Here is a 25,978-nt window from a genome sequence, read left to right as displayed (position 1 = left end):
GGGTCGCCGCCCGCCGCCGCCTCCGCGGCGGCGCGCGCGGCTGCGCCGGACGAGACGAGCAGGTGCTTGCCGATGAGTCCGCCCTTGCTGTGGGCCACGAGCACGCGCCCGGCGTCAGGGGGCGGCGTGCGGGCGAGCAGCTCGCGGAGGCGGTCGGCGGTCGAGGGGACGGTGCGGCGGTTCGCTCCCAGGCCGTGGACGACCGTGACGCGGTGACCCGCGGCCGCGAGCGCGTCGCCGAGCGGGCGCAGGAACGTCCAGTGCTCGTACACGCCGGGGATCAGATAGACCTCGGGCAGTTCCGGGTCGCCGCGGCGCCACGACGGTGGAACGGGGCGCGGTCGCCCGATCGCCCAAGGCAGCGAGAGCACGGCGAGCTGCCGGCGACCGGCGTAGACGTAGTCGGCGACCCACGACAGGCCGCGCCCCACGAGCGACGGGCGCACGAGCGTGTTCGCTTCCGGCGAGGGCGGCATGGGCGAAAGTCTAGAAGCCCCCGCGCCCGCGATGCCGGTCGTGTCGATCCGGGTCACGCGGCGCGGACGCTGTTGTTGCGCGTGTCGTGCGTCAGCTCGGCGAGGCCGAGCTCTTCGAGCAGCGGCGGGAGATACATCCCGAACCGTCCGCGGTATCCCTTCCGGAGCCCGTACCAGCCGCCGACCGGGTTGCCCTCGTCACGGCCCCACGCCTCGACCGTGCCGTCGGCCGCCGGCTTCTGCTCGTCGGCGGCGCCGAGGGGCACCCAGTCGCCCTGCTCGCGCAGCCAGGCCGCGAGGTCGTCGATCGCGCTCAGGTGGTACTTCAGCGTCGTCGAGCCCACTTGGCAGACGAGTGCGGGCGGGTCCGCCGCCTCGGCGCGGTACATCGTGTACTCGCTGGTCCCCGGCGCCGTGGTGAGCTGCCACGGGTCTTCAGCGGTCCCTGAACCTGCCATCTGCATCCCCCTCCGTCGGTGCGAGTCTGACCGGATCGCGGGGCGACGGCAAGGGGTGAGGTCAGCCCGCGGCCGGGGCGTCGGGCGTGCCGCGGACGCCCGTGATGGCCGACTCCACGACGGATGCCGCGAGGGCATCGATGACGGATGCCGGCTGCCACCGCACCGGACCGTGCACGGCGATGTCCGCGAAACCGTGCACCGCCGACCAGCATGCCCACTCGGCGTACGGTCGGCGGTCGGGCGACAGTGCGCCGGCCTCCACCATGGCGTCGAGCGTGTCCATCAAGAGCCGGAAGGGGGCGACGATCTCGTCGTCGAGCGTGACGATGCCGTCGCTCGCGTCCGTGTCCTGCGTGAAGAAGGCGGTCTCGAACCATCCGCGCTCGGCGCGCGCGAAGTCGATGTACGCGAGGCCCACGCGGCGCAGCCGCTCGATCGCCGCCGCGGCAGGCGAGAGGCCGGCCGGCGTGGACTCGACGCGCGACGCGATCGCAGCGGCCAATGCCAGCTGCGCCTCGCGCGCGACGGCGCGCACCAGGCCGTCGCGATCGGAGAAGTGCCGGTAGGCGGCGTTGGGCGAGACCCCGACCGCGCGGGTCGCCTCGCGCAGGGTCACCGCGGCCGGGCCGCCGGTGCGCGCGAGCTGCAGCCCTTCGCCGATCAGCGCGTGTCGGAGGTCGCCGTGATGATAGGTGCGCGCGGGCGAAGTCATTGCGTCCTCCCGGCCGGGTGTGTACGTTGTGAGCACCGAATGTGAACAGTGTCCACATTCACCATAGACCTCGCCCTCACCGCTTGTTCCGCGAACACGCCGAAGGAATCGTCATGAGCCAGCCGAGCCCCGCCGGGCCCGCAGCATCCGAAGATCCCATCCAGCATCGGCCCGATGCACGCACGCTCCGCGCGTTCTACCAGGTGCTCGTCAACACCGCGCTCGCCAACGTGACCTCGAGCTACCTCTGGTTCGCGCTGACCTTCTGGGTGTATCTCGAGACGAAGTCGGTGCTCGCGACGGCGATCATCGGCGGGTCGTACATGCTGCTCGTCGCGGTCTTCGGCGTCGTGTTCGGCGTGATCGTCGACCACATGAAGAAGAAGTCGGTCATGCTGCTCTCGAGCATCGTGACGGCGTCGGCGTACCTCGTCGCCGGGGCGATGTTCCTGGCGTTCCCCGAGAGCGCGCTGCTCGACTGGACCGGTCCGTGGTTCTGGGCGTTCGCGGGGGTGATCCTCGTCGGCGGGGTCGTCGAGAACCTGCGGAACATCGCGTTGTCGACGACCGTGACCCTGCTGGTGCCGGGGGACCGGCGCGACAAGGCGAACGGTCTCGTCGGTGCGGTGCAGGGCATCGCTTTCATGGTGACGAGCGTGTTCTCGGGCCTGTCGATCGGGCTGCTCGGCATGGGCTGGACGGTCGCCATCGCTATCGCCGCCACCGGCGTGGCGCTGATCCACCTGATCTTCGTCCCGATCCCCGAGCGCGGCGTCGCCCGCGTCGAGGGGGAGGCGCCGAAGGGGTTCGGCTTCACGGGCGTGATCCCCGCGGTCATGGCGGTGCCGGGCCTGCTCGCCCTCATCCTGTTCTCCACATTCAACAACCTCGTGGGCGGGGTGTTCATGGCCCTCATGGACCCGTACGGACTCACGCTCTTCTCGGTCGAGATGTGGGGGATCGTCCTCGGAGTGACGAGCCTCGGGTTCATCGTCGGCGGCGCGTTCGTGGCGAAGTTCGGCCTCGGCAAGAACCCGGTGCGCACGATGCTGCTCGTGAACATCGGCATCGCGCTGCTCGGCATGACCTTCGCGATCCGTGAGTGGTGGTGGCTGTATGGGCTGGGCATCCTGATCTTCATGGCCCTCATGCCGATCGCCGAGGCCTCCGAGCAGACGATCGTGCAGCGCGTCGTGCCCTTCGAGAAGCAGGGACGCGTGTTCGGCTTCGCCGCGAGCGTGGAGTCCGCGGCGGCACCGGTCTCCGCCTTCCTCATCGGACCCATCGCGCAGTTCTGGCTCATCCCGTACATGAATTCGCCCGAGGGTCAGCAGGCGTGGGGCTGGCTGCTCGGCGAGGGCGAGGCCCGCGGCATCGCGCTGGCGTTCGTCGGCGCGAGCCTGGTGCTCCTGCTGGTCGTGCTGCTCGCCTTCGTGTCGAAGCCCTATCGCGAGCTGTCCGACGCGTACGCGGCAGCGCCGCCGTCGCTCCACACCGACGACGAGGGGACGGATGCTGCGCCCGCCGTGCGGTCGCCGGCCTCGGCCATCGGCGAGGCCGGAGAGGACCTGCGCTCGGGGCTGCGCTGACCCCTCGGCTCAGAAGCGGGCGAGGCCCGCGGCAGCCGCCTCGTCGGGACGGCCGGGGAACACCTCCAGTGCGAAGCCCTCGGTGTCGACAGCGACCGTGAGCAGGGTCGCCCACTGATCGATGCGGGGGAGGGCCGGGTCGGGCGTCATGCAGATCTCGGCGGCGGCGCCGTGTCCGCCGCACGCCGCGAGCGCCCGCGCGGTGGGATCCAGGCCGGCGAGAGCGTCCCGCACGCCGTCGAGATGCCTGAAGCGCTCCACTGTCGTGGAGTCGGCGGGCATCGTGTCGCCGATGTGCAGCGCCGGGTCGAGGAAGTGGTTCGTGTGGAAGAGCCAGCCGTCCGCGGCCGGCTCGACGACACCGAGACCAGCGGGCGAGAGTTCGAGCGACGCCGCTCGCGATCCGGCGCCGTCGGTGTCGAAGACCGTCAGCACCGTCGAGGCGCTCACCGTCGCGCTCGCCGCGATGCGGCGGGCGTCCTCGATCGTCCGGGCCTCTTCGAGCACGCGGCGCGCGATCGCGTGGACGGGAACGCCGCCGGCGTCCGAGTCCGTCCGGTGCGACAGGATGTTGAAGTGCAGGCCGAGTCCGGCGCTGTTGACGCCGATCTTCGCCGCGGTGCCGAACTCGGTGAACATCTTCACGCGCATCCCGTCGGCGGCGGCGAACTCCACGAGCAGCCCCTGGGGAACCAGGAAGTCGTGCCAGTCCCACGTCTGCAGGGTCTCGGCGGCGTGCCCGGGGCCGACGTGCACCGCGGTCGAGCATTCGCCCTCCCGCGGAGGTGGCGCCACCGCGAGGATCTCGGTGCGTCCGCCGACGGCGGCGAGCCGCCACGGCTCGAGGCCGGCCGCTGCGGCGATGGCCTCGGCCTCCGCCGCCAGACTCGGTGCCCAGGCGGCGAGCGAGGCGTGGGTGCGGTCCGCGATCGCCCTCACCGCGTCGGACGGGATGCCGAGCTCGGCGAAGTGTGCGAGGTACAGCTCCGCCGTGCGGCGGTACTGGGGTGCGAAAGCCGCCCCCAGCTCGGCGCCGCGCATGGCGGCATCGGGGGTCGTGGACGTGAAGGCGCGGAGCTCCACGGGTTCTCAGTCGAGCTCGGGCGTGCGCGGGGGAGCGGTGCGGCGCGGGCGCAGGGCCTCGAACGCCGCGGCCCACGCGAGCAGGTCGGTGTCGCTGTACGCGCGCCCCGCGATCGTCAGGCCCACCGGCATACCGATGTCGTCCATCGTCCCCATCGGCACGGTGACCGTCGGGATGCCGAGGTGGCGGATCGCGAGGTTGCCGTTGGCGACCCACACGCCGTTGCGCCAGCCGAGATCGGCGGACGCCTCGTTCACATCCATATCGGCGGGGCCCACATCGGCGACCGCGGGAAAGAGCACGGCGTCGAGGCCGAGGATCGACATCCAGTCCTCGAGGTCGATGCGCCGGGTCTCTTCGAGGCCGCGGACGCCGTCGGCGATCTCGGGGATGTCGGCGAACGAGCGGTACGGGTGCTCGCGCACCTGTGCCGGATAGGTCGCGATGTCGTCGTCGAAGCCGGTGTACCGGTCGGGCAGTGCGCCCTCGGGGTGCGGGAAGATCGTCGCGCCGTCCACGCCGCCGAGTCGATCGAGCGCCGGGTCGCCGTTCGCTCGGAGGAAGTCGTCCCACGCCCACGCCGACAGGTCGACGATCTCGCGCTGGAGGAAGGCCTCGCTCACGAGCCCGCGCGTCGTGATCGTCGGGGCGCCTGGGCGGTCGCCCTCGTAGTTCGTGACGGCCGGGAAGTCGACCTCCACGACCTCGGCGCCGGCCGCCTCCAGGTCGAGTCGCGCCTTCTCCCACAGCGCGAGCACCGAGGGGCGGGTCTCGATGCGGGTGCCGGTCGGTCCGCCGATGCCGCCGTCGGGATCGGTTCCGGCCTCCGGGTCGGCGTTGATGTACATGCGCGGCACGCCGAATCGACGCCCGGCGAGGGTCGCGGCGGCGGCGTCGGCATCGCCCGACGCGAGCGCCGGGTACGACGCCGGGCGCAGGGCCGAGGCATCCGGGATCGCGATCCAGGGCTGCGCGCGCCAGAAGTCTCCGCGGGTCTCGGGGTCGTCGGCCACCATCACGTCGAGGATCTCGAGCATGTCGGCCATCGTGCGGGTGTGGGGCACGACGACGTCCATCGTGGGCACGAGCGGCCAGTTGCCGCGCACCGAGATCACGCCGCGCGACGGGGTGTAGGCGCACAGCGCGTTGTTCGAGGCGGGGGCGCGGCCGCTCGACCAGGTCTCCTCGCCGAGGCCGAACGCGGCGAAGCTCGCCGCGGTGGCCGTGCCCGAGCCGTTCGAGGAACCCGACCCGAACGCCGACGTCAGGTACTCGGCGTTGTAGGGGCTCTCGGCGCGGCCGTAGACGCCGCGCTGCATGCCGCCGTTCGCCATCGGGGGCATGTTGGTGAGTCCGATGAGCACGGCTCCCGCCGCGCGCAGCCGCTCGATCGAGAACGCGTCGCGCTGCGCGACGAGATCGGCGAACGCGGGCGAACCCGCCGCGACGGTCAGGCCCCTCGCCATGAACGAGTCCTTGGCGGTGTACGGGATGCCGTCGAGCGGGCCGAGCGGGCGTCCCGCGGCGCGACGGAGATCGGAGGCCTCGGCCTCGGCCCGCGCGTCGGGATTGCGCACGACCACCGCGGTGAGCGCGGTCGCCGTGCCGGGCGCGTCGTACGCGTCGATCCGGGTCAGGTACGCGTCCACGAGCTCGACGCTCGTCACGGCGCCGGACTCGAGGGCCTCGCGGAGCTCGGCGATCGTCTTCTCGACCACGGGGTAGTGGCGGCTCATCGGGCCACCACGGGCTGCTGCTGCGTGATGCAGTGGATGCCGCCGCCACCCGCGAAGATCTGGCGGGCGTCGACCGTCACCGCGCGGCGACCCGGGTACGCGGCCTCGAGGATCTCGCGCGCCCGCGCGTCGGCGTGCTCCTCGCCGAAGCCGCACGCGATGATCCCGCCGTTCACGACCAGGTGGTTGACGTAGCTGTAGTCGACGAACCCCTCGTGGTCCCGGAGCGTCTCGGGGGCGGGCAGGTCGATGATCTCGAAGGTTCGGCCCGCGGCATCCGTCTGCTCCGAAAGGAAGGCGCGGAGGTCCCGCGACACCTCGAAGTCGGGGTGCTCGGGGTTCTGCTGCGCGTGCAGCAGCACGCGACCGGGAGTCGGGATCGTGGCGACGATGTCGACGTGGCCGTTCGTGCCGAACTCGTCGTAATCGCGGGTGAGGCCGCGGGGGAGCCACACGACCTTCGTCGCGCCGATCGTGCGGTCGAGCTCCGCCTCGACGCGTGCCCGGTCTGCGAAGCGGTTGCGGCGCGGGTCGAGCTGAACCGTCTCGGTGACCAGCACCGTGCCTTCGCCGTCGACGTGGATGCCGCCGCCCTCGTTGACCAGCAGCGAGCTCACCACCTCGGCGCCGACGAGGTCGGCGGTGAAGCGGGCGTGCTGCGCGGCCTTCTCCCACGAGGCCCATTCGGGTGCGCCCCAGCCGTTGAAGATCCAGTCGACGGCGCCGAGCGCGCCGGGGCGCTCGTCGTCGACGACGAACGTCGGGCCGTGGTCGCGGAACCAGAACTCGTCGACCGGGGTCTCGACGAGGTCGATGGCCGCGTCGAGCATGCGCCGGGCGCGCTCGGCCTTCGACGGATCGACGAGCATCGTGACCGGCTCGAAGCCGGCCACGGCGTTCGCCACCGCGCTCCAGGCCGCGTAGAAGCGCTCGTGCTCCGCGGGGTCGTCACCGAGCGTCGGCCCTTCGTTGGGGAACGCCATCCACGTGCGCTCATGCGGATCGCCCTCGTGCGGCATTCTCCAGGCCATCGTCGCCCCTTCGTTCGGCGTTGTCGCGGGGGCGGTCGATGTGCCTCGCGAAGTAATTGATCTAGCGATCAATAGGAAAGATACCTATGCTGGCCAGACCATGTCAAGCACATCGTCCCGGCCGCGCACCCGCAAGGCTCCGGCGGAGCGGGCTGCGGAGATCGTCCGTGCGGCGACCGCGATCGCGCGCGAGCAGGGGCTGAGCGCTCTCACGCTGCGCGCCGTCGCCGAGCGGGCGGGGGTCGCCTCCGGCCTCGTCGCCCACTACCAGCCGGCGATGGACGACCTCGTGGCTCGCGTCTACGCCGACCTCGTCGACGAGGAGGTGCGCGACGTCGAACGCGTCGTGGGCGCGGTCGCCGATCCGGCCGCGCGGCTCGGCGCCTTGATCGACACCCTCATGGACGGCGAGCGCGAGGAGCTCACCGTGGTGTGGGTCGAGGGCTGGGCGATGGCCCGCCGCAACGACGCCCTCGCACGCGCCGTGGCGGCGCAGATGGAGCGCTGGCAGACACTCGTGGAGTCGATCATCGAGGACGGATGCCGCACCGGTGCGTTCTCGACGACCGAGCCCGGCGAGGTGGCGTGGGAGCTCATCGGCATGATCGACGGACTCAACGCGCAGTCCCTCGCGCGCGGCACCGACAAGACCCGGTTCGCCGCGCGCACGGCCCGCGCGGCGGAGGCTCTGGTCGGTGCCCGACCCGGATCGGTGGCGGTCAGTTCGTGAACCGCCGCCCGCGTCGCGAGAACGCGCGATAGCACCACCTGGCGGCGCCTCGAAGTGCATTCGTGCGGTCTCGTCGCCCAACGGCCCTAACCGTCGTCCCGTAGCGGCGCAAGCCCCTCCGCTCCCGGCGAGGGCACCCGCGACGTGGACGACCGCCCGTGACGCCCCGCGCGGGTCACGCGCCGCGCGCGGCGAACGACGGCCAGGATGGAGCCATGAGCGCGATCCCCACCGTGACCTTGAACGACGGCGCCTGGTTCCCCGAGCTGGGCCTGGGCACCTACGACCTGCGGGGCGAGGAGGGGATCGCGGCCATCGTCGCCGCGATCGGCTCCGGCTACCGGCTGCTCGACACCGCGGTCAACTACGAGAACGAGCGCGAGGTCGGCGAGGCCGTGCGCCGCAGCGGCGTGGACCGCGACGAGCTGCTGGTCGCGTCGAAGATCCCCGGTCGCCACCACGGCCGCCGGGAGGCGGTCGACAGCATCAAGGGCTCGCTCGATCGGCTGGGCCTCGACCGCATCGACCTGCAGCTGATCCACTGGCCGAACCCCAGCGTGGGCAAGTACGTCGACACGTGGCGCGGCCTGATCGAGGCGCGCGAACTCGGCCTCGTCCGTTCGATCGGCGTCTCCAACTTCACCGAGGACCAGCTCACCGAGCTCATCGACGAGACGGGCGTCGTGCCGTCGGTGAACCAGGTCGAGCTGCACCCGTACTTCCCGCAGGCGAAGCTGCGTGCATTCCACGCGACGCACGGCATCCGCACCGAGAGCTGGACCCCGCTCGCCAAGCGCAGCGAGCTGCTGACCGAGCAGATCCTCACCGAGCTGGCGACGGTCCACGACGTGACGCCCACGCAGGTGGTCCTTCGCTGGCACACGCAGATCGGCAGCACGCCGATCCCCAAGTCGGCCGACGCCGACCGGCAGCGCGAGAACGCCGACGTCTTCGGCTTCACGCTCACCGACGACCAGCTCGCCGCGATCAGCGCCCTCGAGCGCGGTCGTCTGTGGGACGGCGATCCGAACACCCACGAAGAGATGTGACGGAACGGATGCTGCGGCCCGGCGCGCTGCGCCGGGCCGCAGCATCCGTTGCCCATCACGCGTCGGGGAGGGCGTCGAGCCATTCGGCGAAGGTCTGGGTGCCGCGCAGCGCCTCGGGGCCGGGAAGGAGCGCTCCCGACCGGAGCGCCCGGCCGAAGGCGCCCGGGGTGTTCACGACGGGGACCGGTGTGCGGTGGCCGATCGCGTGGGCGTAGCGGTGCACCATGTCGGCGAGGCTCTCCTCCTGCGGTCCGGCGAGGTCGGTCGTGCGACCGGCCGGACGCTGCTCGGCGAGGTCGACGAGGTGCGCGGCGACCTCGTGCACGGCGACCGGCTGCACGCGGCCGGACGGCGCGACGTGAGCGCCGGCATGGCCGCGGTGGTACGTCATCGCCGCGTACTCGTGGAACTGCGTCGTGCGCAGGATGGTCCACGGCACGTCGCCCCCGGCGACCAGCCGCTCCTGCACGAGCTTCCCGGCGTAGTAGCCGTCGGGTGCGGCCTCGGCGCCGACGATCGTGAGCACCAGGTGGTGCGCGACGCCGGCCCTCCGCTCAGCGGTCAGCAGACTCTTCGTGGCGCCGGCGAAGAACATCACCGATACGTCGGGCTTCGCCGTCGTCACGTTGGTCACGTCGATCAGCGCCTCGACCCCGTCGAGCGCCCCCGCGAGGCCCGCGCCGCTCAGGAGCTCGACTCCCGTGCGGCGCGACAGGCTCACGACATCGTGGCCGCGCCCGCGCGCGATCTCCGCGATGTGCCCGCCCGTCATGCCGGTGCCGCCGGCGATGGCGAGTCTCACGAATCCTCCTGGTGCGTGTGACCCCGACCCCCGCCCAGCGTAGACCTCGCGCGGTCCTGCCGCACGATACGAGCGGCTCGGGCCCGTTCGGGGGAGAGTCCGCGCCCGAGCCGCTCACGAGGTGGTCCGACGAGCGCACCGCCTCGATCGGAGGGAGGCGCGCTGCCGCCGCTCAGATACCCACAGGCTCAGCCGAGTCCGTCGAGCCACTGCGCGAAGGTCTCGGTGCCGAGCACTGCGCCCGGGCCCGGCAGGCCGAGCCCCGCACGCATGCCCTTCATCTGCCCGCCGGGCAGGCTCACCGAGGGGATCCAGCCGCCGTGGCCCGTGCGTCGCGCGTACGCCTTGACCATGTCGTCGAGCCGCTCCTCGCGGGGTCCCGCGAGATCCGCCGCCCGCCCCTGGGGCGCGCCGGCGGCGAGTCGGGCGAGGTGGGCGCCCACCTCGCGGGCCGCGACCGGCTGCACTCGCCCGCGTGGGGCGACGTGGAGGGGGCCGAGCCTCGCGCGGTCGAAGACCTGGCCCGCGAATTCGTGGAATTGCGTGGCGCGCAGGATCGTCCACGGCACGGTGCCGGTCTCGACGACGCGCTCCTGCGCGAGCTTTCCCGCCAGGTAGTCGTGCGGGATGCGGTCGATCCCCACGATCGACAGCAGCACGACATGCGCGACCCGCGCCCGGCCGGCCGCGGCGACGAGATTGCCCGTCGCCGCCTCGAAGAACCGGGTCGCGACATCGGCCGACACCGTCGTGACGTTCGCGGTGTCGATCACCGCGTCGACGCCGTCGAGCGCGGCGTCGAGACCCACCCCGGTGGTCAGATCGACGCCGGTGCGGCGACTGAGAGCGACGGCGTCGTTCCCCTCTGCGCGCAGCGCGTCCACGACGTGGCTTCCGACGACGCCCGTTCCTCCGGCGACCGCGATCCTCATGACAGTGCTCCTCTCGTCCCCAGGTGGGGATCTCTCCATGGTTCGACGACGCGGAGCGTGAGAATGTGAGCGTGCGGCTCACCTTCTTGACGTGTGCGTCGTCGGAACACCGAGGAGTGATCACGGATGCCGCCCACCGATGAGGTCGAGAGCCAGCGCCGCGCCCTGCTCGGCCTCTGCTACCGCATGCTCGGCACCGTGGCCGACGCCGAGGACGCCGTGCAGGAGACGTACGTCCGATGGCTGCGGCTGTCGGACGCGGAGCGAGCCGCGATCCGCAACCCCGCTGCGTGGCTCACCCGTGTCGCCGGGCGCGTGTGCCTCGACATGCTCGGCTCGGCGCGCGCCCGTCGCGAGCGCTACGTGGGGGAGTGGCTGCCCGAACCCGTGCCGCAGGACTCGCCGCTCGCAGCATCCGTCCCTCTCGACCCGATCGAGCAGGTCACGCTCGACGACTCCGTCTCGATGGCCCTGCTCGTGCTGCTCGAGTCGCTCACACCCGCCGAGCGCGTCGCCTTCGTGCTGCACGACGTCTTCGGCGTGCCGTTCGCCGAGATCGCAGAGACGGTCGGGCGGAGTCCCGACGCGGTGCGCCAACTGGCGTCGCAGGCGCGGCGTCGCGTGCGCGCGCATCGTGCCGGGGCGGCCTCGCGGGAGCAGCACGACGCGGTCGCCCGCGCCTTCGCGGCGGCGACCGCCACCGGCGAGCTCGACGCCCTCGTCGCCGTGCTCGACCCCGGCGTCGTGCTCCGCTCCGACGGCGGCGGCCGCGTCTCGGCGGCGCTGCGTCCGGTGCGGGGCGCCGACCGTGTCGGGAGGTTCCTCCTCGGCCTGCCGCGCCTGGTACCCGACGCGGTGCTCGTCGCGGTCGAGACTCCCGACGGGCTCGGGTTCCTCGCGACGCTCGACGACGAGCCGAACGCGCTGCTGTCGCTCGAGGTGCGGGACGGCCGGATCACCGACGTGTTCATCATGCGCAACCCCGACAAGCTCACCCAGTGGAGCTGACGCGGGACCGTCCGGCCGCCGGCGGCACGCCCCGCTCCCACCGGAAGCCTCGCGCCCGCGGACCGTCGGTTAGCGTGGAGCGCATGGCGTCCCCCACGAACTCCACACCCTTCGATTCGCTGACCGACTACATCGCCCTTCCCCGGGTGGAGGCGCTCGCCCTCTCGCCCGACGGAAAGACCGCCGTGCTCACCGTCGCGGCGTTGAAGAAGGACGGCACCGGCTACGACCGATCGCTGTGGGCGGTGCCGGCGACGGGCGGCGGCACGCCCCGACGTCTGACGCGGTCGGCGAAGGGCGAGGCCGGCGCCGCATTCACCGCCGCCGGCGACATCCTGTTCGTCTCGGCCCGCCCCGATGCCGACGGCGACGCCGACGACGAGTCCGGCCAGCTGTGGCTGCTGCCCGCCACCGGCGGTGAGGCCCGTCCCGTGACGCGACTGGCAGGTGGGGTCGACGGCATCGCCGCGACCGCCGATGCCTCCGCACGGCTCGTGATCTCGGCCTCCCTGCTGCCGGGCGCCGACACGCTCGAGGCCGAGGCGGCGCTGCGCGCCAAGCGCAAGGAGAAGAAGGTGTCGGCGATCCTCCACGACACCTACCCCGTGCGCTACTGGGACCACGACCTCGGTCCCGCCGAGCCGCACCTGCTCGCGATCGACATCGACGCCCTCGAGGACACCATCGCCGCGGCGGTGGCGGATACGGCGGCGTCAGACGCGTCGGAGACGGATGCTGCGACCCCCGGCACCGACGCCGGGGCCGCGGCATCCGGAGACGAGGGGAAGCCGTACCCGGCGACCCTGCCGCGCCCGCGCGACCTCACGCCGAAGCCGGTGCGGTCGCTCGACCACGCGGAGGCCGCGCTCACACCGGACGGATCGACGCTCGTCGTCTCGCTCGAGCACCGTGAGCAGCGTGCCGGACGCCGGGTGATCGTCGCGATCGACACGACGTCGGGCGAGCGCACGACGCTGTTCGACGAGGTCGGCGTGGACTACGAGATGCCGGCGATCAGCCGCGACGGCACGCGGATCGCATACCTCCGCACCGTCAAGAGCAGCCCCGCCGCGCCCACGGACTACGAGATCTGGGTCGCCGGGATCGACGGCGGCGGCGCACACCGCATCGCGGCCGAGTGGGACCACTGGGCGTCGTCGCTGGCGTTCGCGGCCGACGACACGGCGCTCATCGCGACCGCCGACCACGACGGCCGCGCACCGGTGTTCCGCATCCCGCTCGACGGCGGCGCGCCCGAGAAGCTCACGGACGACGACTTCGCGTACGCGAACGTCGTGGTCGACCGCGGCACGGGAGAGATCGTCGCGCTCCGCTCATCGTGGGTCGTGCCGCCGCACCCCGTCCGCATTTCGCGCGACGGCGCGGTGACGCCGCTCGCAACTCCTGCGCCGGCACCGGCCGCACCGGGCTCGATCACCGAGGTCGAGACGACCGCCGAGGACGGCGCGCGGGTGCGCGGCTGGCTGCTGCTGCCCGAAGGCGCGTCGGCCGCGGCGCCGGCGCCGCTGCTGCTGTGGATCCACGGCGGACCGCTGAACAGCTGGAACGCGTGGAGCTGGCGCTGGGCCCCGCTGCTCGCCGTCGCCCGCGGATACGCCGTGCTGCTGCCCGACCCCGCCCTGTCGACCGGCTACGGCCTGGACTTCATCGCGCGCGGCTGGAACAGCTGGGGCGGGAAGCCCTACACCGACCTGATGTCGATCACCGACGCCGCCGTGGCGCGCGCCGACATCGACCGGACGCGCACCGCCGCGATGGGCGGATCGTTCGGCGGCTACATGGCCAACTGGGTCGCCGGGCACACCGACCGGTTCCGGGCGATCGTCACCCACGCGAGCCTCTGGGCGCTCGACCAGTTCGCCGGAACGACCGACAGCTCGGAGTACTGGCAGCGCATCTTCACGCCCGAGGCGATGGTCGAGCACTCGCCGCACCAGTTCGTCCGCGAGATCCGCACGCCGCTGCTGGTCGTGCACGGCGACAAGGACTACCGCGTGCCGGTCGGCGAGGGGCTGCGGCTCTGGTCGGAGCTCGCCGAGCACCACGCCGACGAGGACGGGCGCATGCCGCACCGCTTCCTGTACTTCCCCGACGAGAACCACTGGGTCCTCAAGCCCCAGCACGCCGTCGTCTGGTACGAGACGGTGTTCGCGTTCCTGGGCGAGCACGTGCTCGGCGCGGAGCCGTCGCGGTACGAGCTCCTGGGCTAGCACGCGGCGCCGAGCACACCGTCGGAGGTTCGACTCGGCACGCCGGGAGGCGGATGCCGCAACCCGGCGTGTCGGGCGGATCCTCCGATCCTGTGCACGCGGCTCAGGTCGCGTGGCGGACTTCGCAGTCGCTTCCGGGCGACAGGATCGCCTCGTGCCCGTCGTCGTAGCGGACCACGAGCAGCGGGTTGTCCCCGGTGCCGCGGACCTCGATGACTTCGCCCGCGCGCTCCACCGCGCCGACGACACGGCCGTGGATGATCACGCGATCGCCGACGCTCGCTTGCATGTCGGACCACCTCCTGGCGCCACGATACGACGCGGCGGCGGCGAGGGGTAGGGGTGGCCCGCTCGGCCCTTACAGCTGGGCGCCGTCGTCGTCGCGATCCTCGAGCCCGACGCTGCGACCGCGCCAGGACTCGTACGCCATGAGCCAGCCGATCGAGACCGCGGCGGCGAGCACCACACCCAGCAGCACGCTGCCCCAGATGAGCCCGAAGACGATCCCCAGCGTGAACATGAGGGCCGTGCCGAGCGCCCAGCCGGAGTGCCCGCGCGTCCAGCCCTTCCGCGTCGTGGTCATGTCGAAAGCCTAGGGCTGCGGTGGAGCCGGTGGGCCGCCTGCGGCCCGGAGCCTCTCGGTAGGTTGGAAGGACCCACCCCAACGGAACGGACGCCATGACCCTCAACGTCAGCCCGCTCACCCTCGGCACGTCGCCCCTCGGCCGCGGCACCGAGCCCGGTTCCCCGGAAGAGGACGCCGCCGTCCGATTCGCGGAGCAGCTGTTCGACAGCAGTCACGCCTTCATCGACACCTCCAACAACTACGCCGGCGGGCGGTCCGAGGCGGTGCTGGGCCTTGCGATCGCACGGAGGGGAGCGGATGCCGCCACCCGCGTGATCTCGAAGGTCGATTGCGATCCCGAGACCGGCGCCTTCGACCGCGACCGCGTCCTGCGCTCGTTCGAAGAGACGACGGCGCGCCTCGGCGTCGAGCGTCTGCCGTTGCTGCACCTGCATGACCCCTACACCGTCACCTTCGACGAGGCGATCGGCCGCGGCGGCGCGGTCGAGGGGCTCATCGAGCTGCGCGAATCGGGTCGCGTCGACGCGATCGGCGTGGCCGCGGGGCCGGTCGGGATGATGGCCCGCTACGTCGAGACCGGCGTGTTCGACGCCGTGCTCATCCACAACCGCTTCACGGTCGTCGACCACTCCGCCGCGCCGGTGTTCGCCGACGCGCACGAGCGCGGCATGACGGTGTTCAACGCGGCGCCGTTCGGTGCCGGCATCCTCGCCACCGGGACGCGCGAGGGCGCGATGTACGGCTACCGTCCGGCGACGCCCGAGCTGCAGGAATGGGTGTCGCGCCTGGAGCGTGTCGCCGCCTCCTTCGGCGTCAGCCTCCCGGCGGTGGCGCTGCACTTCTCGCTGCGGTCGCCGCTCATCGACTCGACCGTCGTCGGCATCTCGTCGGCGCAGCGTCTCGCGCAGCTCGACGAGCTCGCTGCGACGCCGATCCCCGATGAGGTGTGGGCGGAGCTCGACGCACTCGGACCTGCGCCGTCGCCCGTCGACGACAGCGCGTACGCCTGATCGCTCGCACCCCGCGTCGAGCGAGCGCGGACCCCGGCTTCTGGCGGGGTCCGCGCTCCGGCCTCACGCCTGCGGGGCGTTGACCGCGACCATCCAGTCGATGCCGAAGCGGTCGGTGAGCATGCCGAACTTGCCGCCCCACGGCGGGGTGGCGTACGGCATCGTGATGGTGCCGCCGTCGGCGAGCTTGTCCCAGAAGCCCTGCAGCGAGGACTCGTCGTCACCGCTGACCGAGACGGAGATGCCGGCCGGCTTCTCGTAGTTCATTCCGGTGGGCGTGTCCGAGCCCATGAGGATGAAGCCGTCGGGGCTGGTGAGCTGCGCGTGCATCACGAGGTCGTTCTCGGACGGGTCCTGCACCATCCCCTCGAACTGGCCGAACGTCGAGATGTCGAGGTCGCCCCCGAACACGCTCTGATAGAAGGTCATCGCCTCACGGGCGTCGTTCCTGAAGGAGAGATACGGGTTGAGGCTGGGCATGTCGAGCTCCTGAAGTGGGTGGTGGATGCCGCGCCCGGCCGCGTGGCGCGTCCCAGTGTCGTCGTGACCTCCGACATCCACAAGCCGGCCCCGCGTCAGGCCTCCTTGGGCCCTTCCGCCGCCCACGCGATCGCATCATCGAGCGCCGACACCGCGAAGATGCGCAGCTCGCAGGGGAACAGGAACGAGATCCCGTGGATCACCTCGCCGATCAGGCTGTGGTCGGTGACGAGCGCGATGCGCCCCCACACGTGGGCCGGCTTGCCCTCGAGCTTGGCGTCCTGCCACAGCGCGCCGAGCGAGTAGCGCTCGAACTCGTCGCCGAGGACGTAGACCAGGTTGACCTTGCGGCCGGCCTCCACCGTCGCGTCGATGGCAGGGTCGAGAGAGCCGACGTAGTCGGATGCGTCGACGGCGCCGACGGCGCCGACGGCGCGGAACCCGATGACACCGTCCGGAAGGCCGTGGAGAGACTCGATCATACGTCCATCCTGGCGGCGGACGCCGCGGCTGCGGCGCGGACGCGCGGAGAGTCAGCGGTCGCGGTGGTCCTCGGGGTGCAGGCGCGCGCTACGCCGGGGCTCTCGCACACCGCTCGCCCCGATCAGACGGATGACGCGCTGACGCTGACCCGGCCATGCGGCCAGGAGCCGCAGCATCCCATCGTCGTCCGTGCGGTGGCCGGTCAGCGCGTAGCCCACCTCGTGGGCCACGTGATAGTCGCCGACGCTCACGGCATCGGCGTCGCCGAGTGCCCGGATGCGGGTCTCAGCGGACGTCCATGGACCGATGCCGGGCTGGCTCACGAGGACGCGGTCGACGGCCTCGCCGTCCGGTGCGGCGAGCACGGTCCGCACGATCGCGTCGCCGCGGCGTGCGGCGCGCACGACGGTCTTCGATTGCGGCGGTTCGAGCCCCGCGCGGTGCCACACCCACGAGGGGACGTGCTGCCATCCGTCGATCGTCGGCGGTGCGAACATCGGCACCGGTGTCGGGCCGGGGGCACGCTCGCCGCACCACGACACGACGCGCCGCCACGCGCCGAAGGCCTGCATGCCGGTGACCTTCTGCTCGAAGATCGAGCTCACCAGGGCGTCGAACACGAGATCTGTGCGTGAGAGGCGCAGGCCCGCGTTGCGGTGATGGGCGTCGGCGATGAGTGGATGCCGCGACGCGTCGAAGTCGGCCGGGTCGTCGTCCGCGCCGCACAGCGCAGGAAGCTGCGCGAGCGCCCAGTCCCTGCCCGGGCCCCAGGCCGCGCCGCGGATCACGCCCGGATGCGTCTCGCGGATCGCGAGCGTCGCGATGCCGGCCGGCGTGCGGCTCACCCGCCAGATGACCGCGCCCGAGACCGCCATCGTCGGGTCGCCGGCTCCGTGTCGCTGGTGCAGCACGGTGCGCCGGAGATCGAGCGGATGCCGTGGCCGGTACTCCGTCTCGAGCGGCCGGCCATGATCGGGCCGGGGATCGCGGGCCGCCGCCCGCGGACCGAAGCGCCCGGCATCCCTCGTCCGAGGAATGCGCGAGAGCGAGGTGGTCATGCCGCCCACCCTACGCCGACGCCTCCGACATCGAACCCTGCGCGCCTGTCGCGACGTGCCGGTGCGTGCAGCCCGTTGCGACAGGAGAAGGGGGCGGGATCAGAAGCGGTCGGGCGACGGAGTGCCGTGGCCGTAGCGGATGACGACGTCGGCGTGACGGTCGAAGCGGTAGCCGACGCCGCGCACGGTGCGGACGATGTCCTCGTAGCGGCCCAGCTTGGCGCGCAGGCGACGGACGTGGACGTCGATGGTGCGCTCGCCCGGGGCGTCGTCGTCGGTCGCGCCCTGCCAGAGCGAGGTCACCAGCTCGGTGCGCTCGATCGTGCGGCCCTCGCGGAGCACGAGGTACTGCAGCAGCTCGAACTCCTTGAAGGTGAAGGCGGCGGACTCGCCGTCGATGAGCACGCGCTTGCGCGAGATGTCGACGACCACGCCGCCCGAGGCGGGCTCTTCGTCTTCGGGCTCCTCCTGCTTGGTGCGGGCGACCGCCGACGGCTCGTGCAGCGCGAGGCGCACGACATCGACATCGCGGCCGCCCGAGCCGACCGGCGCGAGGGCGACGGTGGCGTACGTCTCCGCCGACGGTGCCAGCTCGGCGAGCGTGCGGCGCAGGGCGTCGACGAGCACACCGAGGTTCACGCCGGAGGCGGCGGCCTTGGCCTCGTCGATGCCGACGTACAGGGCGAAGCCGCGCGGCGCGGTGCCCGCGGGGAGGGCGCGCCCGGCCGGCTGTGCGGGCTCGGGGGCCGGCGCCGTGGGCGCCTCGACCGCGGCCGGGTGATTCACGGCGCGGAGATGGCGCACGGGGGCGCTGGTGGTGGGGCGGTCGAGGAGAGCGGTGGTCGACATGATGATGGTCCTTGCGGGAGGAACCCGGGTGGCGGAACCGGGTTGGATGATGTGCTGCGGCCCTGGTCGTCGGTGGCGAGAAAGGCCGTAGGCCCGATGAGGCCTGTGCCCGACGCTGGGCGGTGTGCGAAGCGGGTCCGGGTGCGCGTGATCGACGCACGAAACCGGTGCTTCGGGGGACTCCGTACGATCCGTGTTCAGAAGCGGAGGAGGAGTCCGACGGGGGTCACCGTGCTAGTGGCACATTCGACAACACATGGCAACGCGACCGGCCATCATCATGCCGGCAGTCCTGTTCGCCTCCCGGGCGGACAGATACAGCGCGTTGTCAGTCATGAGCCCGATTATTACCGACTTTGTCCAAAAACGTCAAATCGCACGGGTTCTGGACCCAGATCGTTTCGGAATGTGACAGATTGCTCAGTTCCACGTCGGGTGAGACCGAGTGTCAGCTGGACGATCTCTGCGACATACCGCCAGACGCGTCCCACCGCCGCGCCGCGGGCGTACCCTGGCGGCGTGACCGACCTCCGCTTCACGAAAGAGCCCGATGCCTCGCGGTACACCCTGCACCGCGGCGACGACCTCGTGAGCGTGCTCGACTATCGCGACGACGGACGCACGGTGGCCATGACCCGGGCCTACACGATTCCGACCTTCCGGGGCCACGGCTACGCCGGCGAGCTCGTCGAACGCGCGGTCGAGGACCTCGAGGAGCGCGGCGACCGCAAGGTCATCCCGGTGTGCTGGTACGTCGCGGACTGGTTCGATGCGAACCCGTCGCGTCGCGGCATCCTGAATCCGCGTCCGTAGGCGCACCGTGCCCCGCCGACACCGTCGGCATTCCTTGTCAACCCCATGTCGCCGGGCGGCCCCGCGACGGAGGCTGGGGGAGGACGAGAGGAGCACGCCATGGATCGCGACCGAGCGAGAAGTCAGGACCTGCCCGACGGCGTCGTGAACGCCGACCCGCCCGGCGGTTGGGAGCAGGTGGACGACACCGAGTCGCGGGAGCGCACCGCGGCCGTGAGCGAGGCGGACCTGCTGACGGACGCCGCCCTGCAGCCTGACGATCCCGTCGAGGGGGAGGCGGCCCGGCAGGGCGCCGATCCCGACCTTGCGACCGACAGCGGAAGAGGGGAAGAACCGTGATGAGCACGACTGGCAACGAGGACGAGCGGCCGGTGGCCGATGGCCCCGGCCGAGAGGACGTCGCAGGTACGGGTGGAACGCCCGCACCCGGAGAATCAGGGCGCGACGACCCGCCCGCGTCGCCGCCCACGCTGGGCGAGCCGGCGCCAGATGCGAAGGACGCCGCCTCCGCCACGGGAGACCCGGGTCAGGCCGACGTCGAGCCCGCGGCGCCTGCGGCACCCCCGCCGAGCCACGAGGCGGTCGGCATCGGGGTGGTGGAGGACGGCATCGACCACCGCGGCCAGGACGGCGCCCGCGCCACCCAGACCGCGGGGGAGGCGCAGCGCACCCCCGGCGCACTCGGGACCGAGCAGGAGCAGCGGCTGCCGGCGATGGCGCAGAACAACGCCTCCGACATCGACAAGGTGGCGGGCATCGTCGCGCAGACACGTCAGGACGTCGGCACCGACCCGCTGGAGCACATCGCGCACGTCCTCCGCCAGCGACTGACGCAGTCCGGCATCGATCTTCCGGAGAACGACATCGAGGAGCTCGCGCGACAGGTGTCGGTCGGGGACGCGGACGATCCCGCGCACCCGCGGCGCGGCGCGGCGGGCTGACACCGCGATTCCGCCACCGATGTGCGCGCGCCCGGCCCTAGGCTGGGCGCGTGCACATGGAGGCAGTGTTCACCGCCGTCGCGGTGGGGTTCGAGGCCGTCGGCGCCGCCGCCATGATCGTCGGCTTCGTGATCGCGCTCGTGCTGGGCGGACGGTCGCTCGCGCGCCACGAGGGCGGTCAGACCGCGTTCACGACGCTGCGCACGACCCTCGGAGGCGCGATCCTCCTCGGGCTCGAGGTGCTCGTCGCTGCGGACCTCATCCGCACGATCACCTCGAAGCCCTCGCTCGAGGACGCGGCCATCCTGGGTCTCATCGTGCTCATCCGGACCATCCTGTCGATCTCGATCCAGATCGAGATCGAAGGCACCCTGCCGTGGCGTCGCGCCCTCCTTCGCAGCGGGGGGCAGATGATCGGCGACGCCCTGGCGAAGGACCGCGCGGCCCAGCAGGCGGCCGTCGCCGCGCACGCGCCCGCTCCCACGGACCCGCGCGCGTCCTGACCTCGTCGGCTACGCGAGGGCGCAGACCGCGGGGTCGTGCTCCGAGACGTGCAGTCCGATCGGCCGAGCCCACGCGACGCGCTGCGGGGCGGCGGCGACGCGGGCCGGGCGGCGCGGGGCGACAGCGGTCTTCCGCTCGCGGATGGAGGCGACGATCGCGTGCTCGCGGTCTCGCGACCAGGTGTCGTGGCGGTACTGCTGTTCGGCGGCGTATACAGCGAACATGGTTTCCTCCGTGTGTTCCGACAGTGTGAAACCTACGCGGGGGCTCCGACATTGCCGGCTCCGACGGGGATGGCAGGATTCCGGCGAGACCGGGCAGTCGCGCGCCGTCGTCACACCGATCCGGCGAACTCGCGGATGACCCGCGCGGCGGGTGCGGCATCCCGGATCATCGTCTCGTGGCCATGCCCCGCCACCTCGGCCAGCCGGCCGTCCGGCAGGGTGTCGGCGATCCGTCGGCACCACTGCGGCGGCGCCACGATGTCGTCCTCGCCTCGGAGCACCAGCGCGGGCACCCGCACACGCGGCAGCACGTCCTCGGGACGGTGCCGGAGCATCGCGCGGAACTTGGCGCGCAGCCGCGGACCCGCGCGCAGGTACTCCCGGGCGCCCCGCGCGATCACCACCGGGTTCTCGACGGCGATGTCGCGCAGGAGCCGCCACAGCTGCCGCGGTGCCGTCCGGGCCTCGGGATCGACGGTCGGTGCGATGAGCACGATGCGGTCCGCGAGTGCGGGGTGGCGCACGGCGACCTCCAGCGCGACCTGCGCTCCCATCGAGTGCCCGATGACGACGGCCGGTGTGCGCACGCGAGCGCGCAGGTAGGCGGCGACGAGGTCGGCGGTGCGCTCGATCGTGAGCACCCGGCACGGTTCGGGGGCCTCGCCGTAGCCGGGGAGATCGAACGCGATCACCTCGCCGTCGCCCAGATGGCGCTCGAGATCGGCGAAGACGCTGCGGCCCATGCCGATGCCGTGGATGAGGACGTACACGCGCTCGCCGCGGCCGCGCCGCTCGGCGACGAGCGTCGCGCCGCCGTGCGCGAATCTCTCGACGTCCGTCATGGATCAGGCGGCGCCCGGCTGATCGCGCAGGCCGACGCGATCGGGGATGTCGAACTGCACGCGCGTCAGCCACGCCGCGGGCTCGGGCCATGGCCGCGAGGCGGGCAGCGTGCGCAGTCGCGCGCGCAGAGCGGTGCCGGATGCCTCGACCGGAAGCACGCGCGAGGGCGCGTGGTGGGCGAGCGCCCCGAGCCACCAGTGCCGCCAGGTGCCCTCGATCGCCTCCGGTCCCGCGACGACGTAGTAGTCGGGCATGACGGCCTCACCCGACGCGAACAGCGACAGCAGCGCCCCGACCTCGGCCTCGAGGGAGCCGAGCGTGGCGCGCTCCTCGTACAGCTCTACCCAGGCCGACGCGACGTGCTCGAGCGGGTCGGCGTCGTGGACGACGTACGGCATCGAGACGGAGGCGACGAGGTGCGCGGCGACGGCGGGCTCGGCCTCGCGCAGCGACAGCGCGACGAGCGCGGGAACATCGGCGAGACCGGTCAGCAGCTCGTCGCTGTCGGCCCCGACGAGCGCGACCACGGTCGATCGCGGAGCGGTGTCTGCGTTGTGCGCCATGTTCCACGATACGTCCGGCGGAGGACCGAGGGGAGGGCGCACCGCCGGAAGACGAGCGAACCCGGCCGGCGGCGACGCCGCGAGCGGTCACTCCGCGGTGAGCACCACCGTCGCGAGGTCCGCCCCGAACGTGAAGCGCGCGTCGACCGTGCCGCCGCGGAGCACACCCGGCAGCCACCGCGAGGCGTCGTCCCACATGCGCGCGTACGGGACGGCGTCGAGGCCGTACCAGTGCGGCGTCATCCCGTCGCGCTCGACGGGGTCGCCCTGCCACCGCCTGCACACGAACACCGTCGCCTGCTGGGACCACGCGCGCCGGGTGGGGAAGTGGTACTCGACCGTTCCCGCGACCTGCAGATCGGATGCCGCGACCCGCACGCCGACCGACTCCCGGGCCTCGCGCACGGCGGCCTCGTCGGCGCCCTCACCGGGCTCGACCCAGCCGCAGATGCCGACGACCTTTCCCCGGCCGAGCCCGGTGCGCTTGCGGCCCAGCAGCACCTCGACGCCCTGCGGTCCGCGGCGCAGCAGGAACACCACGCAGACCCCGGGCAAGGACATGGCTCGAGGGTACGCGCCGAACGCGCCGCACCGACGCGGAAACCCCGGTGGTTCGCGGGTCCGCGGCCTGCCTCGCGGGCGATGTCAGGGGCGAAACGTACCGTGTTGAGCATGCGGATCCTGCACACCTCGGACTGGCACATCGGGCGGTCGTTCCACGGCCACTCGACGCTCGATGCGCTGCGTGGTGTGCTGGAGGCGCTGGTCGAGCAGGTGGCGGAGCATGACGTCGACCTCGTGATCGTCGCGGGCGACGTGTTCGACTCCGCGACCCCCGCGGCGGGCGCGTACACGCTCCTGACCGACGCGCTGCGGGGCCTCGTCGACGCGGGCGCGAGCGTCGTCGTCACGAGCGGCAACCACGACTCGGCGGCCCGGCTCGGCTTCCAGTCGGGCCTCCTCCGCGACGGCGTCCACGTCATCACCGATCCCGCCACCATCGGGACCCCGGTCACCCTCCAAGACGAGCACGGACCGGTGCACGTGTACGGCATCCCGTACCTCGAGCCCGTGCTCCTGCGCGGTGCCTGGCCCGGCGTGCGCACACAGGCCGACGTGCTCGCGCAGGCGATGGAGCTGGTGCGGGCGGATGCTGCGGCCCGGGGCGCGCGCTCCATCGCGGTCGCGCACTGCTTCGCGGCGGGGGTCGAGCCGACGCCGCACCTCGAGCGCGACATCCAGCAGGGCGGGCTCGACATCGTTCCGCTGTCCACCTTCGACGGTGTCGATTACATGGCCCTCGGCCACATCCACGGGCGACAGCAGCTCTCGCCGCGCGTGCGATACGCCGGGGCTCCGCTGCACTACAGCTTCGACGAGGGGCACAAGCCGCGCGGGTCCTGGCTCGTCGAGCTCGGCGCCGACGGACTCGGCGATGTGGAGTGGCTGCCGCTGCCGGTGCCGCGCACCCTCACCACGCTGACCGCGACGCTGGACGAGCTGCTCGCCGACGAGCGCTTCGCGACCCACGCCGACGACTGGGTGCGCGCCGAATACACCGATCCGCTGCCGCAGCGCGACCCGATGCGGCGACTGCTCGCCCGGTTCCCCTTCTGCGCCGAGGTGCGTCATGCTCCGGTCGCGACGCGCATCGACGACGCACGCACCTACGCCGAGCGCGTGCGCTCCGCACGCAACGACGCCGAGCTCGTCGACGCCTTCCTGTCCCATGTGCGCGAGGGAGAGGGCGCGTCGATCCGCGAGGCGGAGCTCGTCGGCGAGCTGCTGGAGCAGCGCGCGCGGGTGGAGGCGACGGCGTGAGGCTGCATCGCCTCGAGCTCACCGGCTTCGGGCCGTTCCGCGAGAAGCAGAGCGTGGACTTCGAGTCGTTCGAGCACGACGGCATCTTCCTCATCGCCGGTCGCACCGGCGCGGGCAAATCGAGCATCCTCGACGGCGTCTGCTTCGCGCTGTACGGCAGCGTGCCCCGCTACGAGACGGGCGACAAGCGCCTGCGCAGCGACCACTGCGCACCCGAGGATCCCACCGAGGTCCGCCTCGAGTTCACCGTCGGCGACCGCCGCTGGCGCGTCACGCGTGCACCGGAGTATCAGCGGCCGGCACGCCGCGGCGGCGGGCTCGCCACCGAGCCCACGCGCGCAGAGCTCGAAGAGCTCGTCGAGGGCGCCTGGATCGGCCGCGCGGCGAAACCCCGCGACGTCGGGCTGTTCCTCGACGAGGTGCTCGGGCTCAACGCCCAGCAGTTCCAGCAGGTGATCCTGCTCGCGCAGAACCGGTTCTCGAGGTTCCTCCTCGCCTCCGGCACGGAGCGGCAGTCACTGCTGCGCGCCCTGTTCGGCACGCGTCGCTACGAGGACTACGCGCGCGAGCTGGGCGAGCGCAGCAAGGCGGCGCAGCACGAGCTCGACGCGCTCGGCGAACGGGCCCGCACCCTGCTCGATCAGGCGGAGCGCCTGATCGCGGCGCACGAGCTGGTGCCGGCCGAGGAGGCCGAGGGCGAGCCTCCGCACGACCTGGCGGCGCGGCGCGCGGCGGTCGATCTCGGTCAGCAGCGTGCGTCGTACCGCCTCGACACGCTGACGCGCGAGCGCGTCGCTGCGGACGACGCCCGCACCGTCGCGGAGGCGGCACACGCCGAACGGGTCGCGCTGGCGAAGGCGCAGGCCGAGCTCGGCCGCGCACGGGAGCGACTCGCCGTGCTCGAAGAGGCCGGCCCGCAGATCGCCGACGACCGTCGGCGACTGAGCCGGGCGCGCTCCGCTGAGGCGCTGCGGGCGCCTCTCGAGACGGCACGTCGAGCCGAGCGCAGCGCAGCGACGATGGCCGATCTGGCCGCGTCGGCCGACGCGGCGTGGGCCCGTGCGGTCGCCGGCACCGACGACGCGGGCGCCTCCGACCCCTCTGCGGTGGTCGAGCGCCTCACCGGCGAGCTGGCCGTGTGGACCGCCGCCCTCGCGCAGGAGGCGGCCCTGGCCGACGGCGAAACGCGGAAGGCGGCTGCCGCAGCGGAGGTCGCACGGCTCGAGGCGGATGTCGTCGCCCTCGATGCGCAGCGGGCGCAGGTGCCGGCCGAGCTCGAGCGCATCGACACGGAGCTGGAGGCCGAGCGCGCGGCGGCCTCCCGTCGCGATCCCGCGCACGAGCGCCACGAAGAGCTGACCGGGCGCCTTGCGGCCGCCGTCGAGGCCGAAGGGCTCGCCGCCGCCCAGCGCGCCGCCGAGATCGTCCACCGTGACGCGGCCACAGCTGCCGCTGCCGCCGCGGCGAGGGTGGCCGCACTGCTCCAACTCCGTCTCGACGGCTACGCGGGCGAGCTCGCGACGACGCTGGTCGAGGGCGAGCCCTGCGCCGTATGCGGGGCGACGGCGCATCCGTCGCCGGCCGCGCCGGCCGACGAGCCGGTGACCGATGAGCTCCTCGCGGCCGCCGAAACCGAGCGTGACGCGGCGGCCGCACACGAGCGCACCGCAGCGGACGCGGCGAAGACCGCCCGGGAGCGCCTGGGTGCGGCGGCCGCTCGCGCCGGCGGCGAAGGCGTCGAGGCGCTCCGCGGGCAGCTGGCCGCTGCCGCCGCCGACCTGGCCGCCGCTGAGCGCGCCGTCGAACGCAGGGATGCACTCGCGGCCCGGCGCACCGAGCTGGCGGCGCTCGACCATGAGGCCGAGGCATCCCGGGCGTCGCTGGCGGAGCGGCTCGCCGAGGCACGCACCCGGATCGCGGCGCTGGAGGAGCGGGTCGCGGCTGCCCGCGAGGCGGTCGACG

At 72.6% G+C, this 25,978-nt stretch carries 30 protein-coding genes; 12 read left to right on the top strand and 18 right to left on the bottom strand.

Features of this window, described 5'->3' with window-relative positions; genetic code table 11:
* From AC3A46_RS17245 to AC3A46_RS17235, 3 genes are all read right to left on the bottom strand, one after another.
* The coding region (locus AC3A46_RS17245; protein ID WP_487666307.1) for an esterase/lipase family protein at nt 1–476 on the bottom strand (476 nt) is incomplete at its 3' end.
* A gap of 53 nt (nt 477–529) precedes the next feature.
* Complete coding sequence (locus AC3A46_RS17240; protein WP_487666306.1) at nt 530–934, bottom strand: DUF6855 family protein; 405 nt, start codon at nt 932–934, stop codon at nt 530–532.
* 61 nt (nt 935–995) lie between these two features.
* A complete protein-coding gene (locus tag AC3A46_RS17235) occupies nt 996–1,649 on the bottom strand; it encodes a TetR/AcrR family transcriptional regulator (RefSeq protein ID WP_487666305.1) in 654 nt (217 codons plus the stop codon).
* Nucleotides 1,650–1,762: 113 nt separating this feature from the next.
* Between AC3A46_RS17235 and AC3A46_RS17230 the strand changes: the two genes are divergently transcribed.
* The gene (locus tag AC3A46_RS17230; RefSeq protein WP_487666304.1) at nt 1,763–3,238 is read left to right on the top strand and encodes an MFS transporter; all 1,476 of its coding nucleotides are present in this window, start codon (nt 1,763–1,765) and stop codon (nt 3,236–3,238) included.
* 9 nt (nt 3,239–3,247) lie between these two features.
* On the opposite strand, the gene AC3A46_RS17225 is transcribed toward AC3A46_RS17230, so the two are convergent.
* The 3 genes from AC3A46_RS17225 to AC3A46_RS17215 are packed head-to-tail and all read right to left on the bottom strand — an operon-like array spanning nt 3,248 to nt 7,089.
* Entirely contained in the window at nt 3,248–4,321 is a 1,074-nt protein-coding gene (locus AC3A46_RS17225) for a C45 family autoproteolytic acyltransferase/hydrolase (protein WP_487666303.1), read from the bottom strand.
* 6 nt (nt 4,322–4,327) lie between these two features.
* Nucleotides 4,328–6,058 carry an amidase gene (locus AC3A46_RS17220; protein WP_487666302.1) on the bottom strand — a complete coding sequence of 577 codons (1,731 nt, stop codon included), beginning with the start codon at nt 6,056–6,058 and terminating at the stop codon, nt 4,328–4,330.
* The gene (locus AC3A46_RS17215) at nt 6,055–7,089 is read right to left on the bottom strand and encodes an agmatine deiminase family protein (protein ID WP_487666301.1); all 1,035 of its coding nucleotides are present in this window, start codon (nt 7,087–7,089) and stop codon (nt 6,055–6,057) included. The genes AC3A46_RS17220 and AC3A46_RS17215 overlap by 4 nt, the downstream gene beginning before the upstream one ends.
* A 100-nt stretch (nt 7,090–7,189) precedes the next feature.
* Here AC3A46_RS17215 and AC3A46_RS17210 point away from each other — a divergent pair, with 100 nt between their 5' ends.
* A complete protein-coding gene (locus AC3A46_RS17210; RefSeq protein ID WP_487666300.1) occupies nt 7,190–7,819 on the top strand; it encodes a TetR/AcrR family transcriptional regulator in 630 nt (209 codons plus the stop codon).
* A gap of 215 nt (nt 7,820–8,034) precedes the next feature.
* Nucleotides 8,035–8,868 carry an aldo/keto reductase gene (locus AC3A46_RS17205; protein WP_487666299.1) on the top strand — a complete coding sequence of 278 codons (834 nt, stop codon included), beginning with the start codon at nt 8,035–8,037 and terminating at the stop codon, nt 8,866–8,868.
* 55 nt (nt 8,869–8,923) lie between these two features.
* On the opposite strand, the gene AC3A46_RS17200 is transcribed toward AC3A46_RS17205, so the two are convergent.
* Nucleotides 8,924–9,670, bottom strand: a complete 747-nt coding sequence (locus AC3A46_RS17200) for an SDR family oxidoreductase (RefSeq protein ID WP_487666298.1) — start codon at nt 9,668–9,670, stop codon at nt 8,924–8,926.
* Nucleotides 9,671–9,858: 188 nt separating this feature from the next.
* Nucleotides 9,859–10,602 carry an SDR family oxidoreductase gene (locus AC3A46_RS17195; protein WP_487666297.1) on the bottom strand — a complete coding sequence of 248 codons (744 nt, stop codon included), beginning with the start codon at nt 10,600–10,602 and terminating at the stop codon, nt 9,859–9,861.
* Nucleotides 10,603–10,728: 126 nt separating this feature from the next.
* On the opposite strand from AC3A46_RS17195, the gene sigJ reads away from it, so the two are divergent.
* A complete protein-coding gene (gene sigJ, locus AC3A46_RS17190) occupies nt 10,729–11,610 on the top strand; it encodes an RNA polymerase sigma factor SigJ (protein WP_487666296.1) in 882 nt (293 codons plus the stop codon).
* 83 nt (nt 11,611–11,693) lie between these two features.
* Nucleotides 11,694–13,841, top strand: a complete 2,148-nt coding sequence (locus AC3A46_RS17185; protein WP_487666295.1) for a S9 family peptidase — start codon at nt 11,694–11,696, stop codon at nt 13,839–13,841.
* 103 nt (nt 13,842–13,944) lie between these two features.
* Here the strand turns inward: AC3A46_RS17185 and AC3A46_RS17180 are convergent, their stop codons facing one another.
* A complete protein-coding gene (locus AC3A46_RS17180; protein ID WP_487666294.1) occupies nt 13,945–14,130 on the bottom strand; it encodes a DUF1918 domain-containing protein in 186 nt (61 codons plus the stop codon).
* A 69-nt stretch (nt 14,131–14,199) separates the two neighbouring features.
* Complete coding sequence (locus AC3A46_RS17175; protein ID WP_487666293.1) at nt 14,200–14,424, bottom strand: hypothetical protein; 225 nt, start codon at nt 14,422–14,424, stop codon at nt 14,200–14,202.
* A gap of 95 nt (nt 14,425–14,519) precedes the next feature.
* Between AC3A46_RS17175 and AC3A46_RS17170 the strand changes: the two genes are divergently transcribed.
* Nucleotides 14,520–15,437, top strand: coding sequence for an aldo/keto reductase (locus tag AC3A46_RS17170; RefSeq protein WP_487666292.1), 918 nt, complete (start codon nt 14,520–14,522; stop codon nt 15,435–15,437).
* A 63-nt stretch (nt 15,438–15,500) separates the two neighbouring features.
* Here the strand turns inward: AC3A46_RS17170 and AC3A46_RS17165 are convergent, their stop codons facing one another.
* From AC3A46_RS17165 to AC3A46_RS17150, 4 genes are all read right to left on the bottom strand, one after another.
* The gene (locus AC3A46_RS17165; RefSeq protein ID WP_487666291.1) at nt 15,501–15,917 is read right to left on the bottom strand and encodes a VOC family protein; all 417 of its coding nucleotides are present in this window, start codon (nt 15,915–15,917) and stop codon (nt 15,501–15,503) included.
* 95 nt (nt 15,918–16,012) lie between these two features.
* On the bottom strand, nt 16,013–16,399 hold the full coding sequence (locus tag AC3A46_RS17160) for a SpoIIAA family protein (protein ID WP_487666290.1): 387 nt from the start codon (nt 16,397–16,399) through the stop codon (nt 16,013–16,015).
* A 51-nt stretch (nt 16,400–16,450) separates the two neighbouring features.
* Nucleotides 16,451–17,458, bottom strand: a complete 1,008-nt coding sequence (locus tag AC3A46_RS17155) for a DNA-3-methyladenine glycosylase family protein (RefSeq protein WP_487666289.1) — start codon at nt 17,456–17,458, stop codon at nt 16,451–16,453.
* 99 nt (nt 17,459–17,557) lie between these two features.
* Nucleotides 17,558–18,307 carry a winged helix-turn-helix domain-containing protein gene (locus tag AC3A46_RS17150; RefSeq protein ID WP_487666288.1) on the bottom strand — a complete coding sequence of 250 codons (750 nt, stop codon included), beginning with the start codon at nt 18,305–18,307 and terminating at the stop codon, nt 17,558–17,560.
* A 519-nt stretch (nt 18,308–18,826) separates the two neighbouring features.
* Between AC3A46_RS17150 and AC3A46_RS17145 the strand changes: the two genes are divergently transcribed.
* The 4 genes from AC3A46_RS17145 to AC3A46_RS17130 all read left to right on the top strand — a co-directional run bounded on the left by AC3A46_RS17145 (nt 18,827) and on the right by AC3A46_RS17130 (nt 20,564).
* Nucleotides 18,827–19,120, top strand: a complete 294-nt coding sequence (locus tag AC3A46_RS17145) for a GNAT family N-acetyltransferase (protein ID WP_487666287.1) — start codon at nt 18,827–18,829, stop codon at nt 19,118–19,120.
* 99 nt (nt 19,121–19,219) lie between these two features.
* Entirely contained in the window at nt 19,220–19,459 is a 240-nt protein-coding gene (locus AC3A46_RS17140; RefSeq protein ID WP_487666286.1) for a hypothetical protein, read from the top strand.
* On the top strand, nt 19,459–20,061 hold the full coding sequence (locus AC3A46_RS17135) for a hypothetical protein (RefSeq protein WP_487666285.1): 603 nt from the start codon (nt 19,459–19,461) through the stop codon (nt 20,059–20,061). Before AC3A46_RS17140 ends, AC3A46_RS17135 begins: the two co-directional genes overlap by 1 nt.
* A 56-nt stretch (nt 20,062–20,117) precedes the next feature.
* Complete coding sequence (locus AC3A46_RS17130) at nt 20,118–20,564, top strand: DUF1622 domain-containing protein (RefSeq protein WP_487666308.1); 447 nt, start codon at nt 20,118–20,120, stop codon at nt 20,562–20,564.
* 9 nt (nt 20,565–20,573) lie between these two features.
* Here the strand turns inward: AC3A46_RS17130 and AC3A46_RS17125 are convergent, their stop codons facing one another.
* The 4 genes from AC3A46_RS17125 to AC3A46_RS17110 all read right to left on the bottom strand — a co-directional run bounded on the left by AC3A46_RS17125 (nt 20,574) and on the right by AC3A46_RS17110 (nt 22,756).
* Nucleotides 20,574–20,789: a hypothetical protein gene (locus AC3A46_RS17125; RefSeq protein WP_487666284.1), complete on the bottom strand. Its 216-nt coding sequence runs from the start codon at nt 20,787–20,789 to the stop codon at nt 20,574–20,576.
* Between the two features lie 110 nt (nt 20,790–20,899).
* Nucleotides 20,900–21,631, bottom strand: a complete 732-nt coding sequence (locus AC3A46_RS17120; protein WP_487666283.1) for an alpha/beta fold hydrolase — start codon at nt 21,629–21,631, stop codon at nt 20,900–20,902.
* Nucleotides 21,632–21,634: 3 nt separating this feature from the next.
* Nucleotides 21,635–22,195, bottom strand: coding sequence for a hypothetical protein (locus AC3A46_RS17115; RefSeq protein ID WP_487666282.1), 561 nt, complete (start codon nt 22,193–22,195; stop codon nt 21,635–21,637).
* Between the two features lie 87 nt (nt 22,196–22,282).
* Nucleotides 22,283–22,756 (bottom strand): 8-oxo-dGTP diphosphatase, encoded by a 474-nt coding sequence (locus tag AC3A46_RS17110; RefSeq protein WP_487666281.1) that lies wholly within the window; start codon nt 22,754–22,756, stop codon nt 22,283–22,285.
* A 111-nt stretch (nt 22,757–22,867) separates the two neighbouring features.
* Here AC3A46_RS17110 and AC3A46_RS17105 point away from each other — a divergent pair, with 111 nt between their 5' ends.
* Both AC3A46_RS17105 and AC3A46_RS17100 read left to right on the top strand, forming a co-directional pair.
* Complete coding sequence (locus tag AC3A46_RS17105; protein ID WP_487666280.1) at nt 22,868–24,016, top strand: metallophosphoesterase family protein; 1,149 nt, start codon at nt 22,868–22,870, stop codon at nt 24,014–24,016.
* On the top strand, nt 24,013–25,978 hold a 1,966-nt coding region (locus tag AC3A46_RS17100; RefSeq protein ID WP_487666279.1), incomplete at its 3' end, for an AAA family ATPase. The genes AC3A46_RS17105 and AC3A46_RS17100, both read left to right, overlap by 4 nt.

This window comes from Microbacterium sp. Soil_C_42 (assembly GCF_057656735.1).
This window is presented reverse-complemented; position numbering and strand designations above follow the sequence as displayed.

Bases quoted from the DNA above. Each gene is read 5' to 3' on its own strand.
- AC3A46_RS17240 (WP_487666306.1), bottom strand. From the start codon at position 934: ATGGCAGGTTCAGGGACCGCTGAAGACCCGTGGCAGCTCACCACGGCG.
- AC3A46_RS17235 (WP_487666305.1), bottom strand. From the start codon at position 1,649: ATGACTTCGCCCGCGCGCACCTATCATCACGGCGACCTCCGACACGCG.
- AC3A46_RS17230 (WP_487666304.1), top strand. From the start codon at position 1,763: ATGAGCCAGCCGAGCCCCGCCGGGCCCGCAGCATCCGAAGATCCCATC.
- AC3A46_RS17220 (WP_487666302.1), bottom strand. From the start codon at position 6,058: ATGAGCCGCCACTACCCCGTGGTCGAGAAGACGATCGCCGAGCTCCGC.
- AC3A46_RS17215 (WP_487666301.1), bottom strand. From the start codon at position 7,089: ATGGCCTGGAGAATGCCGCACGAGGGCGATCCGCATGAGCGCACGTGG.
- AC3A46_RS17210 (WP_487666300.1), top strand. From the start codon at position 7,190: ATGTCAAGCACATCGTCCCGGCCGCGCACCCGCAAGGCTCCGGCGGAG.
- AC3A46_RS17205 (WP_487666299.1), top strand. From the start codon at position 8,035: ATGAGCGCGATCCCCACCGTGACCTTGAACGACGGCGCCTGGTTCCCC.
- AC3A46_RS17195 (WP_487666297.1), bottom strand. From the start codon at position 10,602: ATGAGGATCGCGGTCGCCGGAGGAACGGGCGTCGTCGGAAGCCACGTC.
- sigJ (WP_487666296.1), top strand. From the start codon at position 10,729: ATGCCGCCCACCGATGAGGTCGAGAGCCAGCGCCGCGCCCTGCTCGGC.
- AC3A46_RS17185 (WP_487666295.1), top strand. From the start codon at position 11,694: ATGGCGTCCCCCACGAACTCCACACCCTTCGATTCGCTGACCGACTAC.
- AC3A46_RS17180 (WP_487666294.1), bottom strand. From the start codon at position 14,130: ATGCAAGCGAGCGTCGGCGATCGCGTGATCATCCACGGCCGTGTCGTC.
- AC3A46_RS17175 (WP_487666293.1), bottom strand. From the start codon at position 14,424: ATGACCACGACGCGGAAGGGCTGGACGCGCGGGCACTCCGGCTGGGCG.
- AC3A46_RS17170 (WP_487666292.1), top strand. From the start codon at position 14,520: ATGACCCTCAACGTCAGCCCGCTCACCCTCGGCACGTCGCCCCTCGGC.
- AC3A46_RS17165 (WP_487666291.1), bottom strand. From the start codon at position 15,917: ATGCCCAGCCTCAACCCGTATCTCTCCTTCAGGAACGACGCCCGTGAG.
- AC3A46_RS17160 (WP_487666290.1), bottom strand. From the start codon at position 16,399: ATGATCGAGTCTCTCCACGGCCTTCCGGACGGTGTCATCGGGTTCCGC.
- AC3A46_RS17155 (WP_487666289.1), bottom strand. From the start codon at position 17,458: ATGACCACCTCGCTCTCGCGCATTCCTCGGACGAGGGATGCCGGGCGC.
- AC3A46_RS17150 (WP_487666288.1), bottom strand. From the start codon at position 18,307: ATGTCGACCACCGCTCTCCTCGACCGCCCCACCACCAGCGCCCCCGTG.
- AC3A46_RS17140 (WP_487666286.1), top strand. From the start codon at position 19,220: ATGGATCGCGACCGAGCGAGAAGTCAGGACCTGCCCGACGGCGTCGTG.
- AC3A46_RS17135 (WP_487666285.1), top strand. From the start codon at position 19,459: ATGAGCACGACTGGCAACGAGGACGAGCGGCCGGTGGCCGATGGCCCC.
- AC3A46_RS17130 (WP_487666308.1), top strand. From the start codon at position 20,118: ATGGAGGCAGTGTTCACCGCCGTCGCGGTGGGGTTCGAGGCCGTCGGC.
- AC3A46_RS17125 (WP_487666284.1), bottom strand. From the start codon at position 20,789: ATGTTCGCTGTATACGCCGCCGAACAGCAGTACCGCCACGACACCTGG.
- AC3A46_RS17120 (WP_487666283.1), bottom strand. From the start codon at position 21,631: ATGACGGACGTCGAGAGATTCGCGCACGGCGGCGCGACGCTCGTCGCC.
- AC3A46_RS17115 (WP_487666282.1), bottom strand. From the start codon at position 22,195: ATGGCGCACAACGCAGACACCGCTCCGCGATCGACCGTGGTCGCGCTC.
- AC3A46_RS17110 (WP_487666281.1), bottom strand. From the start codon at position 22,756: ATGTCCTTGCCCGGGGTCTGCGTGGTGTTCCTGCTGCGCCGCGGACCG.
- AC3A46_RS17105 (WP_487666280.1), top strand. From the start codon at position 22,868: ATGCGGATCCTGCACACCTCGGACTGGCACATCGGGCGGTCGTTCCAC.